The organism is Pseudoxanthomonas sp. LjRoot204_2 (genome assembly GCF_056175765.1).
This window is the reverse complement of the sequence record NZ_JBGFFG010000021.1, coordinates 1-16,746: the sequence shown is the minus strand read 5'-3', so window position 1 is coordinate 16,746 and position 16,746 is coordinate 1. Positions and strand designations below refer to the sequence as shown.

Sequence of the window (16,746 nt, the reverse complement as noted above, 5' to 3'; positions counted from 1 at the left end):
AGCCTGTTGAACGATTGAGCGCACTCGACCGCTGCGATGGACTGCAGCACGAAACCCTTGTTCAGACATCCCTGGAGCTGGCCCGAGTATGACCGGATGCGCTGCGGGCCGCCAGCGGTGACGCGGCGGTTCAGCCGCTCCGTGCCAGCCTTGCGGCCCGCATCCCGTTTTCGTACCGGCTCCAAGGAGTTGCCATGCGCCAGACCGTCGCACTTCCGCTGCTCGCCGCTTGCCTGGCGATCGCAACGCCGGCCCGCGCCGCCGATCCCGCACCCGAGATCCAGCGCCCGGCGGGCACGCCGCAGGCCGTCGGCACCGTGCACACGCTGCGACAGATTCCCGAGGCCTGCGCGCGCCTGGAGGGCGCCTTCACGGGCGATGCCGCGCAGCCTTATCGCTTCGCGCCCGTGCGCACCAGTCCGCAGTGCCAGCCCCGCGCGCGCTTCGTCGATATCGAGAAGGCAAAGCCTTCCCTGGCCGCAGGCTGGAAACTCAACGACATCATCCGCGTCCCGGACGCGGCCTGCCCGTCGCGGCAGGCCGTCGTGCGCGTTTGGCGCAAGCCGGGCAGTGCGACGCCGCCGGCCGCCGATGGCCAGGGCCAGTCGCGCATCTACCTGCAGGAGGCGAAGCAGCAGGCCGCGGGAGCCGCGCAGGCGCCGTCGCTCACGCTGTTCGCGGCCCGTCTCGACATCGAAGGCAAAGGCTGCAAATGAAAACGGTGACGGCCTCTTGCGAGGCCGTCACCGCGGGACCGTTGCTTTCTCTTACTTCTTGGCGGGCTTCAGGTCTTTCGCCATGCCGTTGAAGGCGGCCTCGTCGGAGGGCGACAGGTTCGGGCGGCCCGCCATGAAGCCCATCGTGATCGAACCCAGCACGTAGTAGGTTTCGCCCGCCTCCACTTCCAGCGTCAGCACGTCCTTGGCCTCGGAGTGCACGGTGTACTGGTGGGTACCCGGTGCCACGGAAGCGATGAAGTAGGTACCACTGCTCAGCTTGCCCAACTCGGTCTCGCCTTCACGCACTTTGTACTTGACGGCCGCACCCGCGAATTTTTTCTCGCGGAAGAACACGACCTGGCCCATCCCATCCGCAGGAGCACCCACCAGGCCGCCCGTGGGCGCTGCGGGTGCTTCGGCGGCAGGAGCGGCAGTCTCTGCGGCAGCCGGGGCGTCCTGCGATTGGGCATGGACGGCGACGGCCGGCAGCAGCAAGAGGGTCAAGCACAGCAGGGCACGGTTGAGCGGATAACRCATGCGGGATCACTCCGGTTGATGGGATGGGATGGTGCTGGGGGGTAGGGTCGCGCGTTCCGGCGCCGCAGGGTCGGCTGTCGCCCCGGATGCATCGGACGTGGGTGCCGCCTGCAAGGGCTCGGCCAACTTGACCGTGCCGGTGGTCAGGGCAGGAATCTCGATTTCCTTGCCGTGGATGAAGTGTGCGAACGGGCCGATGCCGACCGCGACGCCCAACGCTACGCCGCTCGTGTCCTTGCCGGCACCGCCGAGCTTGAGGCCGCGCAGCCTCACCTCGCGGTCGCCCAGCTGCAGCCGCCGTGCAGCGAGGATCAGTTCCCCAGGCTTGCCCCCACCGCGCGATGGCTCCGCGTGGACGATCTCGCCGACGCCCTCCGTCCCTGCAGGCAGCACGACGATGCCCTCGATGCCGACGTCCTCCTGCACGCGCACCCGGAAGGCATCGCCGCGCTTGGCGCGGGCAGAGCTGATGGGGTCGAGGATTTCGAGCCGCACGGGAGTGCCCTCCGGCAGCTCGCAGCACGCGAGCGGCGTGGGCGTGATGAAGGAACTCGTTTCCGTCGTCGGCGCGTCTGTCGGGGACGGTACATCCTGTGCACCGCAGGCCAGGACCCACATGCCAGCCAGCAGGCCGATGCCCGCGCGTTTCCTTGCTGTCGCCATGCTCCCTCCCCTGGGCGGCTACGCTAACGCAGCGCGGGCGCGCCGCCAAGCGGGGCGTCGCAAGGGAATGGAGTCGGGTCCGGGCGCCGACGATGCCTGCGGATCAGGTGTCGGCCGGGGTGCCCTGGTGGTAGTGAAGCTGCCAGCCCAGCGGTGTTCGCCGCCAGACGGACATCCGCAACGCCGCGTGGCGGTGCGTGCCGTCCACGGCCACTTCCTGCGACGCGAAGTGCAGCAGCGCGACGTCGTCGGCAAGCCGTTCGACGCGGTGGTCGCATGCGACCACGGGCGGCAACGGAGCACGATCCGCCAGGAAGTCGATCACCCTCTGGCGGGTGTAGCGCGTGCCGGAGCGACCGACTTCGTGGAACTCCGGATGCAGCAGGCGCTCCAGCCGCTCGCGCGTGCAGGTCGCGCCGGGGTGGTGGAGCTCGGTTTCGAGGGCCGTCAGTGTGGCGAGCAGGTCATCCATGGCGCCATGCTAGCGCGGTGGACGTGCGCGCTCAGGACGTTGCGGGTGCCGGTGAAGCCGCATCGTCCTTCTGCGCCAGGTACTGCCCGAAGCGGTAGCCCGCACCTGCGATGGCGAGGCCGATGGCGACGGCCAGCAAGCCGATCAGCACTTTGCGGAACATGGCAGTCTCCCCTCGCTTGATGGTGGGCGCACGCTAGCACCGCCGAAGTCGCCGCGACGGTGCCTGAAGTCATTCCCCTGCGATGGCCGCGCCACGTTCGGCCAGCAGCCCGCGCAGCACCGACCGATGGCAGCGTGCCTCGTCTTCGCAATAGCAGCCCACCGAAAACGCACTGGCCTGCGACAGCGCAGCAAGCAGGTCCAACGTATGGGCGTTCTCCGGCGTGGCCATCTCCGCGCGGTACTTCTTCACGAAGGCGGCCCACGCCTGTGGCGTGGCGGCACCCTGTGCTTCCTTCACCAGCCCGGCGCTGGGCGCGAGATTGGGATACCACACGTCGTACCAGTCCTGCGACGCGAACGCCGCCTTCGGCACGCCACGCGGCGGCCGGCGCACCGTGCCGATGCGCAGGCCTTCGTCCTTCGCGCGCGGCGCGCCAAGGCGGACGATGCGGATCATGGCGCCCGGTGCGCGGCGTCCAGGGACGCATGACGCGCGAGGGCGGCGTCGTGGATCTCGAACAGATCGGCACGCGCTTCCCAGACGGCAGCGCATGCGACCATCGCCAGGAAGAGCCAGGCGCGGCGCGGCAATGCCTGCTTCATCGCGTGACTCCGAGCAGCGGGGTAGCCAGAGGGTTCATCCTTCCCATGCAGGCAGCTTCTTCTTCACCGCCACATTCTTCAGCGCGACGTACTTGGGCAGGCCATCGTTGCCGTAGGGCGGATAGGCTTCACCACGGATCAGCGGCTGCAGATAGGCGCGCGCCTTGTCGGTGATGCCGTAGCCGTCCTTGCGGATGAAGTTGGGCGGGAACTTCTTCTCGTGGTTCGCCACCTTCGACAACGGCGCGGCCTCGATCTTCCACCGGAACGGCGCATCGGACGTGCGCACGATCACCGGCATCACCGCGTTCTGTCCCTTCAGGGCGAACTGCACTGCGGCCTTGCCGACGGCCTGCGCCTGTTCCCAATCGGTCTTCGAGGCGATGTGGCGTGCCGAGCGCTGCAGGTAGTCCGGCAGGGTCCAGTGCACCTTCAGGCCTAGCTGGTCCTTCACGCGTCCGGCCAGGTACGACGCGACGCCACCCAGCTGGGTGTGGCCGAACGAGTCCTTGCCGCCGCCGGCATCGGCGACGAAGCGCCCATCAGCGTGCTGGATGCCTTCGCTGGCCACCACCACGCACCAACCAACGCGGTCGACGACCTTCTTCACCTGCGCGAGGAACTGCGTCTCGTCGTAAGCGCGCTCGGGGAAAAGGATGATGTGCGGCGCCTCGTCAGGCGACTGCCCGGCCAGGCCCGCGGCGGCGGCCAGCCAGCCGGCGTGGCGACCCATGGCCTCGTAGACGAACACCTTGGTGGAGGTTTCCGCCATTGCGGCCACGTCCAGCGCGGCTTCGCGCACGGAGACGGCGGTGTACTTYGCCGCCGAGCCGAAGCCGGGGCAGGTGTCGGTGACGGCGAGGTCGTTGTCCACCGTCTTCGGTACGCCGATGCAGGTCAGCGGGTAATCGAATGCCTGGGCCAGCTGCGAGACTTTCCAGGCGGTGTCAGCGGAGTCGTTGCCGCCGTTGTAGAGGAAGTAGCGCACGTCGTGCGCTTTCAGCACAGCGAGCAGGCGCTCGTACTTGGCGCGGTCGGCCTCCAGCGACTTCAGCTTGACCCGGCAGCTGCCGAAGGCGCCGCCGGGTGTATGGGCGAGGGCGCGGATGGCCGCGGCCGACTCCTTGCTGGTATCGATCAGCTCTTCGCGCAGCGCACCGAGGATGCCGTTGCGCGCGGCCAAGACCTTGATTTTGCGGGCCCGCGCTTCGGTGATGACCGCTGAGGCAGAGGCATTGATGACGGCGGTGACACCGCCGGACTGCGCATAAAGTAGGGTGCCAGACGCCATGTAGGGTTCGTTCCGGGGTGCGGGGATGCGGTAAGCTTCACACAGATGACGCGGTGCAGCGCGGCGCCCGGCGCYCGGCGCGGTCCACCGCCCGCAGGATTCCAGTTTCGGGAGTGACAGCATGCGATTGGTTCTACTGGGCCCACCCGGGTCGGGCAAGGGCACTCAGGCGGCGCGCCTGAAGGACTACCTGCAGGTGCCGCATATTTCCACCGGCGACCTGCTGCGCGCCGAAGTCGCCGCTGGTAGCCCGCTGGGTCTGCAGGCGAAGGAAGTGATGGCGCGCGGCGAACTGGTCAGCGACGACATCCTGCTCGGCATGCTGGAAGACCGCTTCTCCCGCGATGACACGAAAGCCGGCTTCATCCTCGACGGCTACCCGCGCAACCTGGTGCAGGCCGCCGCACTGGGCCAGCTGCTGGCCAAGCTGGGGCAGAAGTTCGACTTCGCCGTGCAGCTGGAGGTGCCTACCGAACTGCTGGTGGAGCGCATCGCCGGCCGCGCCAAGGCCGAAGGCCGCGCCGACGACAATCCGGAATCGGTGCGCAAGCGCCTGCAGGTCTACACCGACCAGACCGCGCCCGTCATCGACTTCTATCGCCAGCAGGGCGAGCTGACCGTCGTCGACGGCGTCGGCTCGCTGGACGAGGTGTTCACCCGCATCACCGAGGCGCTGGCGCCGGCCAAGGAAGTGGGCTGAGGTCCACCTCTCCGCACCGGCACGCGTCTGGAAAGGCCCCGCATCGTCGGGGCCTTTTCGATGGCGCGGCGGCACCTCCCGCCGCCCTCGTGCCGAACCCCGTCCGCTCGGCTAAAGTCTGCGGAGTTTCCACGGAATTCCTGTCTTGAAGATCCACATCCTCGGCATCGCCGGCACCTTCATGGGCGGCGTCGCCGCGTTGGCGCGCGAACTCGGCCATACGGTCGAAGGCAGCGACCAGGCCATCTATCCACCCATGTCGACGCAGCTCGAGACGCTCGGCATCGCACTGGCGCAGGGCTACCAGCCGCAGAACATCGCGCCGGACTGCGACGAGATCGTCATCGGCAACGCGCTGTCGCGCGGCAACCCTGCAGTGGAAGCCGTCCTCGATCAGGGACGTCGCTACATCTCCGGTGCGCAATGGCTGTCCGAACGCGTGCTGCCCGGCCGCGACACGCTTGCGGTCGCCGGCACGCACGGCAAGACCACCACCACGACCATCCTGACTTACCTGCTGGAAGCCGCCGGCCGCTCGCCGGGCTTCCTGATCGGCGGCGTGGCAGAGGATTTCGGCGCATCCGCGCGCATCGGGGGGGGGCGAGAGTTCGTCGTCGAGGCGGACGAGTACGACACCGCGTTCTTCGACAAGCGCAGCAAGTTCGTCCACTACCGGCCGCTGGTGGCCATCCTCAACAACCTGGAATACGACCACGCCGACATCTTCCCGGACGTGGCCGCGATCCAGCGCCAGTTCCACCATCTCGTGCGTACCGTGCCGCGCCGTGGCCGCCTGATCGTCAATGGCGAGGACGCACGCCTGGCCGAGGTGCTGGCGATGGGATGCTGGACGCCCGTCGAACGCTTCGGCTTCGACGCGACGCTGGAATGGAGTGCGCGCCTGATCCGCGACGACGGCAGCGCGTTCGCGGTGCGCCACCATGGCATCGAGATCGGCGAGGTGCACTGGCCGATGCTGGGTCGCCACAACGTGCTCAACGGCCTGGCCGCGCTCGCCGCCTGCAATGCCGTTGGCGTGGACGTGTCCACCGTGCTGCAGGCGCTGGCGGCTTTCCGCAGCGTGAAGCGCCGGCTCGAGGTGATCGGCCAGCACGACGGCATCACCCTCTACGACGACTTCGCCCATCACCCCACCGCGATCCATACGACGCTCGAAGGCCTGCGCGCGCGCGTCGGCGAGGCGCGCATCCTGGTGGCCATGGAGCCGCGCAGCAATTCGATGCGTTCCGGCGCGCATGCCGATGCGCTGGCGCCCTCGCTCGACATCGCCGATGCGGTGGTGTTCCTGCATCGTCCCGAACTGGCGTGGGATGCGGGCAAGGTGGTGGCCGCGATCCGGGGCGAGGCACGGACCGTGCCCGACGTCGATGCGCTGATCGCCGCGTTGAAGGCGCAGGCACGTCCCGGCGACCACGTGGTGTTCATGTCGAACGGTGGCTTCGACGGGGCGCCGCGCCGCTTCCTGGCGGCCCTGCAGGGCTGAGGCAGCGATCGTGGCGCACGAATCGTTGCCGCTGTTCCCGTTGCACAACGTGCTGCTGCCGGGTGCGGGGCTGGACCTGCGCATCTTCGAGCGACGCTATCTGGATCTGGTACGCGACTGCGGACGCTCCGGGAGCGGTTTCGGTGTGTGCCTGATCCTGGAGGGCAGCGAAGCGGGTGCGCCCGCCACGCCGGCCGCCTACGGCGTCGAGGCGCGTATCGAGGACTTCGACACCGGCAGCGACGGATTGCTGGCGCTGCGGGTACGCGGCCACCGGCGGTTCCATGTGGTGCGTACGCGCGTACGCGACAACGGGCTGGTGATGGCGGATGTCGACTGGCTCGCCGCCGACAGCGCCGACGCGCTGCGTCCCGAACATGCGCTGCTGGGCACCCTGCTGCAGACCATGATGGAAAAGGCCGGCAGCGACCTGGCAGGCCTGCCGCCGCGCATCTTCGAACAGGCGGCGTGGGTCGGATGGCGACTGGCGCAGGTGTTGCCGATCACCGCCGAACAGCGGGTATCGATCCTGCAGGAAGACGATGTGCATGCGCGCCTGCAGCGGCTGCTGGAGTGGATCGACTGACCCTGTCGCCGCAGGGTCGAGCGTGCTCGGCTCTGCGAGCCTTCTTCACGGCGGACTGCTGGCGGGGACCTCCGGAGCAAGCGGCGCTCTGCGTTTCCCCTGCAAGACTCAGCGAGGCGTGGCCTGCCCGTCGTCGGTGCGCAACCGCACTACCGGCAGTCCGGATTCCGGGTGCGGCGCGATCGCGTGGTCGAGTCCGGTGGTGGCCTGCGTCACCGCCTCCAGTGCCGTCTGGGCCTCGGACAGCGGACGCCACACGCGCACAAGGTTGAATGCGCGGTGCTGCCGCAGTACCTGCGCACTGCCGATCCAAAGCGGCACGTCGCCGGGCTGCAAGCGGGTGTCCGCCGGCCACAGGCGCAGCACGAACACCTCGCCCGGCTGCGCGCCCTGGCGCAGCATCAGCAGGCTCTCTGCACGCGTATCGAGTGTGGCGGGCAGGACGGGCTGCGCGTCGTCCGGCAGGTCGCTGTCCAGCAGGTTCAGCGCCTCTTCCCAACCTGCCTGCGGCTGCTCGCGCCAGCCGTCGGCCACCAGGCTCGCTTTCAGCGGTGCCAGCGGACCGGCGACCTGCACGTCCAGCGGCCAGCGCTGTTCGTCGTCGAATTCGTTGCGGCGCGCAGGCAGCGATTGCCATCCCTCGGCCCACCAGGCCTGCAAGGCGACGCTGCGTTCGATCACCGGCGCCTGGAACTGCGCCAGCATGTGCTCGACGTTGCGCGGCGCATGCCACAGCCCGGCCAGCACGAAGCTGCCGTAGAACAGCCACGCGATCGGCTTGATCCAGAACGAGCGGACCATGCGGCGCCGGTAGGCGATGCCCAGTACCAGCAGCCACACCAGGCCGAACAACATGCCGCCGATGATGTCGCTGATCCAGTGCGCACCCAGGTAGATGCGCGCGAACCCGATGAGCGCCACCACGATGCCCGAGACCAGATAGGGCCACACGCGCGTGCGGCCCGGCAGCTCGCGTGCGATCAGCACGGCGAAGAAGCCGAAGGTGATGGTCGACATCGTGACCGCGATGGACGGGAAACCGAACCCGCTGCTGACGCTCGGCGGCTTCGGAATATCCACCGACGCGCCCAGCCACGCCGTCAGTGCCAGGCCGAAGGCGATGGCCGCCAGCCAATGCGCGGCCGCCATCCAGCGCTTGCGCCAGCACAGGTAACCGAGCACCAGCAACGATGCCGGCGCCAGCACCTGCTCGTCGCCCAGGGACGCGATGGCCGCCAGCGGATAGTCCGCGAGCGGGTTGCGCAGGGCGCGCATCAGCTCGTACACCCACAGGTCGATCGCCAACGGTTCGCCGTGGCCGATCACGATCACCAGGAAGGCAAACCACACCCAGACGATCGCCAATAGCAGGATCGCGAGCAGCGCCAGCGGCACCGATTCGCGCCGTGTCGGCTCGAACACGGCCGCGGTATACCGCCCCAGCACCGGATGCGCGTGCGACCACGCCAGCGCGCGTGCCAACAATGCGTCGGCATGCGCGGCGAACCATCGATAGGTGTACAGCACCAGCGCCCATGCCAGCGCGATCACCAGCACCAGCAGCCCGAGCACCAGCGCCAGTCGGCCGGCCACGGCGGCCACGGCATCGTAGGCATGCCCCAGCACCCAGCCCGGCAGCAGGAATCCGACGGCCCACGCGACGCACGCCGCGCCACTGGCCACGAGGTAGCGGCGCATCGGCATGCGCGAGATGCCGGCGACGGCCGGCACGAACGGCCGGATCGGGCCGACGAAGCGCGCGATGAAGAGGCTCTTCCACGCATTGCGGCGGAACAGCAGTTCGCCCCGGTCCAGGAGCTGCGGATACCGGCGGAATGGCCACACGGTGCGCAGCTGCTGGCCCCAGCGATGGCCGACCCAATAGCTGGTCGCATCACMGATGAGCGCGCCCAGCGTGGCGCAGGCAACGGCATAAGGGCCGGAAATCTCGCCCAGGCCGATCAGCACGCCCACCGCGAACAGCAACGGCAGGGCCGGCACGATGGCGCCCAGGATGATGACCGCATCGCAGAACGCGATCGCGAAAATCACCAGCCCCGCGGCCACGGGATGCGCGCTGATCCAGGCCAGCAGGTTGTCGAACCAGGAGGCTTCCATCGGCGGATTATAGGCGGCGCTACATGACCCGCGTCTGCGACCTATGGACGTAGAATGACGGTGTGGACTTGCACTCGCCTTCCGAAATCGCCGCCCTCAAGGCCGACAGCTTCGGCCGCATCTCGTTGATGCAGGGAGCGGAGGGGCCCTTCGTGCGCCGCGACCTCGCGCACGTCCCGCTCTGGCTGCGCTTGCCGGCGTGGTGGCTGGCGCGACGCGAGGCGCTCGCGCTTCGGCGGGTCGCCGGCATGGCCGATGTCCCGCAACTGCTCGACTGGACCGGGGGGCGGCTGGATCGCAGCTACATGGACGGCGCGGCGATGTACCAGCGCCCGCCACGCGGCGACGTCGCCTATTTCCGGCGCGCACGCAGGCTGCTGCAACAACTGCATCGCCGCGGCATCGCGCACAACGACCTGGCCAAGGAAGCCAACTGGCTGGTGCTGGCCGATGGCCGTCCGGGCATCATCGATTTCCAGCTCGCCACGCGCGGACAGCCGCGCTCGCGCTGGATGCGCCTGCTGGCACGGCAGGACCTGCGCCACCTGCTCAAGCACAAGCGCATGTATTGCCCGGCCTCGATCACGCCGGTCGAGCGGCGCGTGCTCAAGCGCACCTCCTGGGTGCGCGACCTGTGGTTCCGTACCGGCAAGCCGGTCTATCGCTTCATCACGCGCCGGCTGCTGAAGTGGGAAGACAACGAAGGGCAGGGGCCGAAGCCGTGATGTCTGCCCTGTCCCGATCTGCAGGAGCGCCCCGCGGGCGCAATGCTCCCTCTCCGTGCGGAACGGACACCATCGCGTCCATGGGGCGCTCCCGCAGTGAGCATTGACCGCGCACGACACACGCCACAAGGACATGCCATGACACTCGCCGGCAAGACCCTCTTCATCACCGGTGCCTCGCGTGGCATCGGCCTGGCCATCGCGCTGCGCGCCGCGCGCGATGGCGCCAACGTGGCGATCGCAGCCAAATCCTCGGTACCTAACCCGAAGCTGCCTGGCACCATCCACACCGCCGCGCAGGCGGTCAATGAAGCGGGGGGGCGCGGACTGGCGCTGAAGTGCGACATCCGCGAAGAGGACGACGTGAAGGCGGCGATGGCGGCGACCGCCGATGCCTTCGGCGGCATCGACATCCTGGTCAACAATGCCAGCGCCATCTGGCTGGCCGGCGCGCTGGACACGCCGATGAAGCGCTTCGACCTGATGCAGCAAGTGAATGCGCGCGGCAGTTTCCTCTGCGCGCAGGCCTGCCTGCCGTATCTGACGCAGGCGGCGAATCCGCACATCCTGACGCTGGCGCCGCCGCCGTCGCTCGATCCGAAATGGTGGGCGCCGCATACCGGCTACACTCTGGCGAAGATGGGCATGAGTTTCGTGACGCTGGGGCTTGCCGGGGAATTCGGTCCCCGGGGGATCGCCGTCAATGCCCTGTGGCCACGCACCATCATCGCCACCGATGCGCTGAACATGATCCCCGGCGTCGAAATCCCGCGCTGCCGCACGCCACGGATCGTGGCCGATGCCGCGCATGCCGTGCTGGTGCGCGAGGCGCGGGGCTTCCATGGCCACTTCCTCATCGACGAGGACGTGCTGCGCGAGGCGGGTACGACCGATTTCTCCGGCTATGCCGTCGATGCGTCGTTGTCGCCGCTTCCCGATCTCTTCCTCGACTGATCCCGCGAGACGTCCCCATGAAATACCTGCACGCCATGATCCGTGTCCACGACCTGGAAGCCACCGGCCGCTTCCTCACCGACGGTCTGGGCCTGCGCGAAACCCGCCGCATGGACAGCCCGCAGGGCCGCTTCACGCTGGTGTATTTCGGCGCACCGGCCAATCCGGAGGCGGAAATCGAGCTGACCTACAACTGGCCGCCGGAAGACGGCACGCCGCCGGAGGACTACGGCAGCGCGCGCAACTTCGGGCATCTCGCCTTCGAGGTCGAGGACATCTATGCGCTCTGTGCGCACCTGCAGTCGCGCGGCGTCACCATCAACCGCCCGCCGCGCGACGGCCGCATGGCCTTCGTGCGCACGCCGGACCTGATCTCCATCGAACTGCTGCAGAAGGGAGTAGCGCTGCCGCCGCAGGAACCTTGGCTTTCGATGCCGAATACGGGAAGCTGGTAACCCGCCGAGCCCGGAGTCCGCAAGATGAATCTCGCCCTGGTGGTGATCGATGTGCAGCGTGGCCTGTTCGAGCCGCAGCCAGCCCCGGCCGAGGCCGACGCGGTGATCGGGCGCATCAATGCGTTGGCCGACAGGGCACGCGACGCCGCCGCGCCGGTGATCTTCGTGCAGCACGAGCGCGCGGGCGACCTGGAGGCCGGATCGCCGGGTTGGGACCTGCATCCGGCGCTGCGCGTGGTGGAAGGCGATCATCGCATCCGCAAGGCCACGCCGGATGCCTTCCTTCGCACGGGGCTCGACGAAGTGCTGTCGTTCTGCGGCGTGGAAGGCGTGGTGCTGTGCGGTTACGCCACCGAGTTCTGCGTGGACACCACGGCCCGCAGCGCCGCCGCGCACGGCTACCACGTCGTGCTGGCCGCCGACGCGCACACCACCCACGACAAGGCGCATGCCGACGCTGCGCAGATCCGCGCCCACCACAACGCCACGTTGCCGGCGATCCGCAGCTTTGGTGTCGGCATCCGCGCGCTGCAGGCGGACGAGATCGCGTTCACCGGCTGAACCCCGCATCACCCCATGGGCACCGGAAGTTGCGAGCCGCAATGGCGGCAGTGAAGAGCGTCGGGGTCGTGCCCCTCCAGTCCGCATTCCGTGCATCCGCGGCGATCCAGGTGGCCGCGCTCGTGCGAGGCTTCGCGCAGGCTGCTGGCGAGCTCCGCCGTGTAGATGCCGGTGGGCACCGCGATGATGCTGTAGCCGATCAGGATCAGCACCGAGGTGATCGCCCTGCCTGCCGTGGTTTGCGGTGCGATGTCGCCGAAGCCGACGGTGGCCATGGTCACGATGGCCCAGTACATGCTGGTGGGAATGCTGGTGAAGCCATTGTCCGGGCCTTCCACCACGTACATCAGCGCGCCGAAGATGACGACCAGCGTCAGCACCGCGCAGACGAAGACGAAGATCTTGCGGCGGCTTCGCCATAGCGCGCCCACCAGTTGCCCGCTCTCTTCGATGTACTGGGTCAGTTTCAGGATGCGGAACAGGCGCAGGATGCGCAGGATGCGTACCACCAGCAGGCTTTGCGCGCCCGGCACCAGCACCGACAGGTACGTCGGCAGGATGGACAGCAGGTCGATGATGCCCCAGATGCTGACGGCGTAGCGCAGGGGTCGACGCACGGTCGCCAGCCTCAACGCGTATTCGGCCGTGAACAGCAGGGTGAACGCCCATTCCAGGGCGTAGAGGACTCCCGCGTGGCGCGCGTGGAACGATTGCACGCTGTCGAGCATGATGACGATGACACTGGCGAGGATCGCCAGCACCAGCGCCAGGTCGAAGTTGCGCGACGGCGGCGTGTCGTGCCGGTAGATGATGTCGAACCAGCGACGTCGCCAGCCGTCCTCCGTGGCGGGATTGAGCTGGGGATCGGAGAAAAAGCGTGGCTGGAACTTCATGGGAGGCCATGATGCACCAACGCAAGCCGTTGGCGCCCCTGCCGACCTGTCGCACGGGTCTGCATGGGTGACAATATGTGCCTCCGTCCCGCATGCCGCCTGCCCATGAGCGCCACGACCCCCGACCTGCTGTCGAACGGACAGCGCTATTACTTGCCCGTCTATCGTCCGCGCGACGTCATCCTGGCGCGCGGCCAGGGCGCACGCGTATGGGACAGCGAAGGACGCGAGTACCTGGACCTGTCCGCGGGCATCGCGGTCTGCGGCCTGGGCCACAACGACCCCGATCTGGTCGCGGCGCTGACCGAGCAGGCCGGCAAGCTGTGGCATACCAGCAATGTGTTCTACAGCGAACCGCCGCTGCGGTTGGCCGAAGAACTGGTCACCGCCTCGCGCTTCGCCGAACGCGTGTTCCTGTGCAACTCCGGCGCGGAAGCGAACGAGGCCGCGATCAAGCTGGTGCGCAAGTGGGCGGCTTCGAAAGGACGTGCACCCGACCAGCGCGTCATCGTGACCTTCCGCGGCAGCTTCCACGGCCGCACGCTCGCCGCGGTCACCGCGACGGCGCAGCCGAAGTACCAGGAAGGCTACGAACCGCTGCCGGGGGGTTTCCGCTATGTGGACTTCAACGACCTGACCCAGCTCGAGATCGCGATGTCGTGCGGCGATGTGGCGGCCGTGATGCTGGAGCCGGTGCAGGGCGAGGGCGGAGTGATGCCGGCTGCCTCCGGCTTCCTCCGCGGCGTGCGCGAACTGTGCGACCACCACGGCGCGCTGCTGGTGCTGGACGAGATCCAGGCCGGCATGGGCCGCACCGGCACGCTGTTCGCCCACTGGCAGGATGGCGTGGTGCCGGACATCGTCACCCTGGCCAAGGCGCTGGGCGGCGGCTTCCCGGTCGGCGCGATGCTGGCCGGACCGCAAGTGGCCGAGGTGATGCAGTTCGGTGCGCATGGCACCACCTTCGGCGGCAACCCGCTGGCAGCCGCCGTCGCGCGCGTCGCGCTGCGCAAGCTGGCATCGCCGCAGATCGCCAACAACGTGGCGCGCCAGTCCGCCGTCCTGCGCAAAGGCCTGGACACGATCAACGCAGAACTCGGGCTGTTCGCCCAGGTGCGCGGTCGCGGCCTGATGCTGGGGGCGGTGCTCAACGCTAAGTACGCAGGCCGTGCAGGCGAGGTACTGGACCTCGCTGCCGCGCAGGGCCTGCTGATGCTGCAGGCCGGTCCGGACGTGCTGCGTTTCGTGCCGGCGCTGAACATCACCGACGAGGAAGTCGGAGAAGGCCTTAAGCGCCTGAACGCCGCGCTCAGGGCGTTCGCGATGCCGGGCTGAGCTATCCGGAAGCGTCCTGGCGGAGACGAAGGCGGGCGGAGCTGCCGTCCGCACTGCTTTCGAAGCGCAGGTCGATGGCGTGCCGTTCGCACAGCCGTCGCACGATCGACAGACCGAGCCCGAAGCCTGTGCTGTCCTCGCCTTTCACGAATGGCGCGAAATCGCCCTCGCGGACCGCGTGCCCGGGATTGCTGACGCAGAGGGTGTCTTCGTCGGCCATGATGACGACGTCGCCTTCGCGGGTGTGCGCGAACGCGTTCCCGATCAGGTTGGACAACAGCACCTGCAGCACGGGCGCCGTCAACGTACTGGTGAGGTCCGCGGGCACCTCGACCGCCACCTGTACGTGCTTGCCTTCCAGCAAGGGCGACTGCTCTACCACGACGCGCTCCAGCACCGGGATTACACGCGTCACCGGTGTCGATGCCGTTGGAGGCGCGGGCTGTTCGCGCGCCAGCGCCAGCAGCAGGGCGACGGTCTGCTCCAGGTGCGAAGCGGATTGCCCGATATGTTCGACGCTGGCGCGCGCGTCGGCACTCAACGCCGTGTCTGCGGAAAGGCGTTCGCTGGCGGCACGGATGACGGTCAACGGCGTGCGCAGTTCATGGCTCGCGTCGCGGGTGAATTCGCGCTCCCGATCGATAAAAGCGCGGACGCGGCCGATCAGATCATCAAGGCGGCGTGCGAGCAGCCCGACCTCGTCATCGGGAAAGCCTGCAGCGAAGTGCGGCGGCAGTCGTTCCGGCGTCGCTTCGCCGACGGCGTCCGCCAATCGCGAGAGCGGTGCCGTCGTCCGTCGCGCCAGCCAGCCGCCGAGGAGCAGCGCGAGCACCACGGCGATGGCGCCGGTCCATGCCAGCAACTGCAGCATTTCCCCACGCACCGGCCGCACCGCGAGCAGGCCGCTGACTTCGGCGACCAGCCAGGCGCGCGTGGCCGGTGCGGGTGGATCCAGCGCAAGCAGGTGGTAGTGGCGCCCGTCCGCGCCGGCGAACTCCCTTCGTGCGGGCTCCTCGCGCAGCACGCGGCCGATCCCGTCGGGCAGATCATCGCGCCGCTCGACCACGCTCATGAAGCCGTTCCGCGGCGGAGACCAGCGTCCGTGCGCGGCGTAGTGATCCTGTTGCGTCGCGGCCTCGCGCTCGAGCAGCGTGTCGAACAGCTGGTCCTCGACCGTGTAGACGAAGAGCAGCGTGTAAAGACCGAACAGCGCGGCCAGCACCAGCGTGAATGCCGCGAACACCAGCATCATGCGGTTGCGCAGCCGCCGGCGCGGCACGATCGATGCGCTCATGCGTCGGCTTCCAGCCGGAAGCCCACGCCATGCACGGTTTTCAGCATCGGCGTGGCAAACGGCTTGTCCAGCGCCTGGCGGAGCAGGTAGAGATGCGTGCGCAGCGGATCCGACTCCGGCGGCGCATCGCCCCACAGGCGCTGGATCAATTCGCTGCGCGTCAGAGTGCGTGGCCACGCCTCGGCCAGGGCGAGCAGGATCTGGTACGCGGTCTGGTGCAGGTCGAGCGGAAGCTCGTGTCGCGTCGCCAGCGCGTGCCGGCGATCGATGCGCAGCRTGCCGATCCGCACGACATGGGTCTCGCCACTGCGGTGTCGCTGCGTGAGCGCCAGGCAGCGCGCGATCAGTTCCGCGCCCGCGAACGGCTTGACCAGATAGTCGTCGGCGCCAGCGCGGAAGCCTTGCAGCTTGTCCTCCAGCGCGTCGCGCGCGGTCAGCATCAGTACCGGGACGTGGCGATCGGCCTGCGCCCGCAGGCGCTCGCACAAGCGCAGGCCATCGAGTGCGGGCAAGCCCACGTCGAGCACCAGCACGTCGGGCGGCGCGTCGAGCGCCATCTGCAATCCGCTGAGGCCATCCGAAGCGAACTCGACGGTCATGCCAGCATCGGTGAAAAGGTGTTGCAACTGCACCCGCAGCAGCGCGTTGTCTTCAATCACCAGGATGCGGGCCGCAGGTGCCGTCATCATTCAACCATCGATGCGTTGCAGGAGCGCCTTAGCTTCGGCCATGTCCGGCTTTCCCGCCAGCACCTGCTGCACCAGCGATTTCGCCTGTTCCCGTTCGCCCAGGCGGAGATGCGCCTCGGCGGCACCGAGCTTCAGCTGCGGCTGCGCCATATAGGGCATCGCCAACTGCATCAGGGTCAGTGCATGCCGCAGGTCGTCGTCGCCACCCGCCGCCTGCGCCTGGTAGTAGCCCAGCATGCCCAGCAGGTCCACGTGGTAGCGCTCGCGATCCTGCGCCAGCGCATCCGCTGCGCCACGTACATCGCCGCTGCGGGCCCGGCCGGCGAGCGCCATCGTCAGTTCGTCGCGCCACGGTGAACGCGCCACGGGCGTGCGGCCGGTCGCGCGCACGATGGCGTCGGCGACGCCGGGCGTGGAGTAAGGGTTCTGCCCGGTGACCAGGCGCCCGTCCACGACGACCTTCGCCATCATCAGTGGTGCTT

General features: G+C 68.5%; 21 protein-coding genes and 1 pseudogene. 9 read left to right on the top strand and 13 right to left on the bottom strand.

All coding sequences use genetic code 11. The annotated features are described in order from the left end of the window. Positions 1 to 185, bottom strand: a 185-nt coding sequence (locus tag AC04L7_RS02060) for a hypothetical protein (RefSeq protein WP_475512449.1), incomplete at its 3' end; no start/stop codon positions are given. 9 nt (positions 186 to 194) lie between these two features. On the opposite strand from AC04L7_RS02060, the gene AC04L7_RS02055 reads away from it, so the two are divergent. Beyond that, a complete protein-coding gene (locus tag AC04L7_RS02055; protein WP_296282885.1) occupies positions 195 to 716 on the top strand; it encodes a hypothetical protein in 522 nt (173 codons plus the stop codon). Between the two features lie 51 nt (positions 717 to 767). Here the strand turns inward: AC04L7_RS02055 and AC04L7_RS02050 are convergent, their stop codons facing one another. The 7 genes from AC04L7_RS02050 to AC04L7_RS02020 form a co-directional block, all read right to left on the bottom strand. Continuing rightward, entirely contained in the window at positions 768 to 1,256 is a 489-nt protein-coding gene (locus AC04L7_RS02050) for a DUF2846 domain-containing protein (protein ID WP_475512448.1), read from the bottom strand. Positions 1,257 to 1,262: 6 nt separating this feature from the next. Further along, complete coding sequence (locus tag AC04L7_RS02045; RefSeq protein WP_436000339.1) at positions 1,263 to 1,874, bottom strand: hypothetical protein; 612 nt, start codon at positions 1,872 to 1,874, stop codon at positions 1,263 to 1,265. Positions 1,875 to 2,022: 148 nt separating this feature from the next. Continuing rightward, complete coding sequence (locus AC04L7_RS02040; RefSeq protein WP_436000337.1) at positions 2,023 to 2,391, bottom strand: nuclear transport factor 2 family protein; 369 nt, start codon at positions 2,389 to 2,391, stop codon at positions 2,023 to 2,025. Between the two features lie 31 nt (positions 2,392 to 2,422). After that, positions 2,423 to 2,554, bottom strand: a complete 132-nt coding sequence (locus AC04L7_RS02035) for a hypothetical protein (protein ID WP_296282889.1) — start codon at positions 2,552 to 2,554, stop codon at positions 2,423 to 2,425. A 69-nt stretch (positions 2,555 to 2,623) separates the two neighbouring features. Next, positions 2,624 to 3,013, bottom strand: coding sequence for a DUF488 domain-containing protein (locus AC04L7_RS02030; RefSeq protein WP_296282890.1), 390 nt, complete (start codon positions 3,011 to 3,013; stop codon positions 2,624 to 2,626). Then, positions 3,010 to 3,159 carry a hypothetical protein gene (locus tag AC04L7_RS02025; protein WP_436000334.1) on the bottom strand — a complete coding sequence of 50 codons (150 nt, stop codon included), beginning with the start codon at positions 3,157 to 3,159 and terminating at the stop codon, positions 3,010 to 3,012. Before AC04L7_RS02025 ends, AC04L7_RS02030 begins: the two co-directional genes overlap by 4 nt. 34 nt (positions 3,160 to 3,193) lie before the next feature. Further along, positions 3,194 to 4,450, bottom strand: a complete 1,257-nt coding sequence (locus AC04L7_RS02020; RefSeq protein WP_436000332.1) for a 6-phosphofructokinase — start codon at positions 4,448 to 4,450, stop codon at positions 3,194 to 3,196. A 121-nt stretch (positions 4,451 to 4,571) separates the two neighbouring features. Here AC04L7_RS02020 and AC04L7_RS02015 point away from each other — a divergent pair, with 121 nt between their 5' ends. From AC04L7_RS02015 to AC04L7_RS02005, 3 genes are all read left to right on the top strand, one after another. After that, positions 4,572 to 5,150, top strand: coding sequence for an adenylate kinase (locus tag AC04L7_RS02015; RefSeq protein WP_192310496.1), 579 nt, complete (start codon positions 4,572 to 4,574; stop codon positions 5,148 to 5,150). A gap of 145 nt (positions 5,151 to 5,295) precedes the next feature. Next, complete coding sequence (gene mpl / locus AC04L7_RS02010; RefSeq protein WP_436000330.1) at positions 5,296 to 6,654, top strand: UDP-N-acetylmuramate:L-alanyl-gamma-D-glutamyl-meso-diaminopimelate ligase; 1,359 nt, start codon at positions 5,296 to 5,298, stop codon at positions 6,652 to 6,654. A gap of 7 nt (positions 6,655 to 6,661) precedes the next feature. Beyond that, on the top strand, positions 6,662 to 7,240 hold the full coding sequence (locus tag AC04L7_RS02005) for an LON peptidase substrate-binding domain-containing protein (protein WP_296282906.1): 579 nt from the start codon (positions 6,662 to 6,664) through the stop codon (positions 7,238 to 7,240). Positions 7,241 to 7,348: 108 nt separating this feature from the next. On the opposite strand, the gene AC04L7_RS02000 is transcribed toward AC04L7_RS02005, so the two are convergent. Next, entirely contained in the window at positions 7,349 to 9,358 is a 2,010-nt protein-coding gene (locus tag AC04L7_RS02000) for a bifunctional DedA family/phosphatase PAP2 family protein (RefSeq protein WP_475512447.1), read from the bottom strand. A gap of 128 nt (positions 9,359 to 9,486) precedes the next feature. Here AC04L7_RS02000 and AC04L7_RS01995 point away from each other — a divergent pair, with 128 nt between their 5' ends. The 4 genes from AC04L7_RS01995 to AC04L7_RS01980 all read left to right on the top strand — a co-directional run bounded on the left by AC04L7_RS01995 (position 9,487) and on the right by AC04L7_RS01980 (position 12,053). Continuing rightward, positions 9,487 to 10,083, top strand: a complete 597-nt coding sequence (locus AC04L7_RS01995; RefSeq protein WP_296282907.1) for a protein kinase family protein — start codon at positions 9,487 to 9,489, stop codon at positions 10,081 to 10,083. A 138-nt stretch (positions 10,084 to 10,221) separates the two neighbouring features. Next, positions 10,222 to 11,037 carry an SDR family oxidoreductase gene (locus AC04L7_RS01990; protein WP_436000327.1) on the top strand — a complete coding sequence of 272 codons (816 nt, stop codon included), beginning with the start codon at positions 10,222 to 10,224 and terminating at the stop codon, positions 11,035 to 11,037. 17 nt (positions 11,038 to 11,054) lie between these two features. After that, positions 11,055 to 11,492 (top strand): VOC family protein, encoded by a 438-nt coding sequence (locus AC04L7_RS01985; protein ID WP_436000325.1) that lies wholly within the window; start codon positions 11,055 to 11,057, stop codon positions 11,490 to 11,492. Between the two features lie 24 nt (positions 11,493 to 11,516). Then, the gene (locus tag AC04L7_RS01980) at positions 11,517 to 12,053 is read left to right on the top strand and encodes an isochorismatase family protein (protein WP_296282896.1); all 537 of its coding nucleotides are present in this window, start codon (positions 11,517 to 11,519) and stop codon (positions 12,051 to 12,053) included. A gap of 8 nt (positions 12,054 to 12,061) precedes the next feature. On the opposite strand, the gene AC04L7_RS01975 is transcribed toward AC04L7_RS01980, so the two are convergent. After that, the gene (locus AC04L7_RS01975; RefSeq protein ID WP_436000322.1) at positions 12,062 to 12,946 is read right to left on the bottom strand and encodes an ion transporter; all 885 of its coding nucleotides are present in this window, start codon (positions 12,944 to 12,946) and stop codon (positions 12,062 to 12,064) included. A 105-nt stretch (positions 12,947 to 13,051) separates the two neighbouring features. Between AC04L7_RS01975 and AC04L7_RS01970 the strand changes: the two genes are divergently transcribed. Continuing rightward, on the top strand, positions 13,052 to 14,281 hold the full coding sequence (locus tag AC04L7_RS01970) for an acetylornithine transaminase (protein WP_436000320.1): 1,230 nt from the start codon (positions 13,052 to 13,054) through the stop codon (positions 14,279 to 14,281). A gap of 1 nt (position 14,282) precedes the next feature. On the opposite strand, the gene AC04L7_RS01965 is transcribed toward AC04L7_RS01970, so the two are convergent. The 3 genes and pseudogenes from AC04L7_RS01965 to AC04L7_RS01955 form a co-directional block, all read right to left on the bottom strand. Continuing rightward, on the bottom strand, positions 14,283 to 15,575 hold the full coding sequence (locus AC04L7_RS01965) for a sensor histidine kinase (RefSeq protein WP_436000318.1): 1,293 nt from the start codon (positions 15,573 to 15,575) through the stop codon (positions 14,283 to 14,285). Beyond that, positions 15,572 to 16,261, bottom strand: a complete 690-nt coding sequence (locus AC04L7_RS01960; RefSeq protein WP_475512446.1) for a response regulator transcription factor — start codon at positions 16,259 to 16,261, stop codon at positions 15,572 to 15,574. The genes AC04L7_RS01965 and AC04L7_RS01960 overlap by 4 nt, the downstream gene beginning before the upstream one ends. A 3-nt stretch (positions 16,262 to 16,264) precedes the next feature. Beyond that, positions 16,265 to 16,746, bottom strand: a pseudogene (locus AC04L7_RS01955) (type 1 glutamine amidotransferase domain-containing protein); the annotation flags it as partial.